Annotated in this window: 1 protein-coding gene; it reads left to right on the forward strand. The window is 71.4% G+C overall.

The annotated features are described in order from the left end of the window. Positions 1-1,992, forward strand: a 1,992-nt coding sequence (locus tag ACFYOV_RS33715) for an amino acid adenylation domain-containing protein (protein ID WP_389094431.1), incomplete at both ends; no start/stop codon positions are given.

The raw sequence follows: 1,992 nt of genomic DNA on the forward strand, positions 1-1,992 counted from the left end.
GCCCGCCCACAACCCCGCCACCGCACTCGCACCCGACCACCCCGCCTACGTCATCTACACCTCCGGCTCCACCGGCCGACCCAAAGGCGTCGTCATGCCCGCGGGCGCACTGGTGAACCTCTTGGAGTGGCACCACGGTGCGGTCGGCGGCGGACCCGGCACGAGGACGGCGCAGTTCACTGCGATCAGCTTCGACGTGTCCGCACAGGAGATGCTCTCGGCCCTGGTGTTCGGCAAGACCCTGGTGATCCCGGACGAGGACGTCCGGCGGGACGCGGCCCGGTTCGTCGAGTGGCTGGACGAGCACGGAGTGGAGGAACTGTTCGCACCCAACCTCGTGCTGGAGGCCGTCGCCGAGGCCGCCCTCGAGCAGGGACGTGCGCTGCCGCGGCTGCAGACGGTGGCGCAGGCGGGCGAGGCGCTGACGCTGAGCCGTGCCGTCCGTGATTTCCACGCGTCGGCACCGGGCCGCGTGCTGCACAACCACTACGGGCCGACCGAAACCCATGTGGTCACGGCCCATACCCTGAGCGACGACCCCGGCACCTGGCCGCTCCCCGCGCCGATCGGCCGGCCGATTTCCCACACCCGGGCCTATGTGCTGGGCTCGGGGCTGCAGTTGGTGGCTCCCGGTGTGGTGGGTGAGCTGTACGTCGCGGGGGCCGGTGTCGCCCGGGGCTATGTGGGCAGGCCCGGTCCGACGGCCGAGCGGTTCGTCGCGGACCCGTACGCTCCGGAACCGGGTGGCCGGATGTACCGCACCGGTGACCTGGTGCGCTGGAACCAGGACGGTGAGCTGGAGTTCGTCGGCCGCGCCGACCACCAGGTCAAGATCCGCGGCTTCCGCATCGAACCCGGCGAGATCGAAAGCGTCCTCACCGAGCATCCCGACATCACCCAGGCCGCCGTGGTCGCCCGCGAGGACCGGCCCGGCAGGACACGGCTGGTGGCCTATGCGGTGGCTCGGGAGACGCTGCGTCCCCAGGACGTGAGGGAGTTCGCGCGGGACCGGCTGCCCGAGCACATGGTGCCCTCGGCCGTCGTGCTCCTGGAACACCTGCCCCTGACGGCCAACGGCAAGCTGGACCGGGCCGCGCTGCCGGCACCGGAGTTCGGTCCGGCAGGAGCTGGACGGGAGGCGCGCACGCCGCAGGAGCAGATCGTGTGCGACCTGTTCGCCCAGGTCCTCGGGCTGCCGCGGGTCGGCGTCGACGACGACTTCTTCGAGCTCGGCGGCCACTCGCTGCTGGCCACCCGCCTCATCGCCCGCATCCGGGCCGCCTTCAGTGTCGAGGTCGGCCTGCGCACGCTCTTCGAGGCGCGGACCGCCGGCGCGGTGGCGGCCCGGCTCGACACCGCGGGACCGGCACGGCTCGCCCTGACCCGGCAGCAGCTGCCCGACGCGGTGCCGCTGTCGTTCGCGCAGCGTCGGCTGTGGTTCCTGCACAAGATGGAGGGGCCGAGCGCGACCTACAACATCCCGCTGGTCCTGCGGCTGACCGGTGAGCTGGATCGCGACGCGCTGCGTGCGGCCCTCGGTGACGTGGTGGCCCGGCACGAGAGTCTGCGGACGGTGTTCCCCGAGGCCGACGGAACCCCGTACCAGCACGTCCTCGACAGTGTGACCGCCGAGCTGCCCACCACCGACATCACCGGGACAGAGCTGTCGGAGGCCCTGGCGTCAGCGGCCCGGTACGCCTTCGACCTCGCGACCGAAATACCGCTGCGCGCCGACCTGTTCCGCCTCGCACCCGACCGGCACGTCCTCGTCCTGGTCCTGCATCACATCGCGGGTGACGGGTGGTCGCTGGGTCCGCTGGCCGCCGATCTCACCCGTGCCTACACCGCGCGGAGTGAGGGGCGGGTGCCGGACTGGCCTGCGTTGGCGGTGCAGTACGCCGATTACACGTTGTGGCAGAACGAGTTGCTCGGTGACCAGGAGGACCCGGACAGTTTGTTCGCCACGCAGATCGCCTACTGGACCGATGCCCT

Source organism: Streptomyces sp. NPDC005931 (assembly GCF_042871235.1).
Taxonomy (GTDB): Bacteria; Actinomycetota; Actinomycetes; order Streptomycetales; family Streptomycetaceae; genus Streptomyces.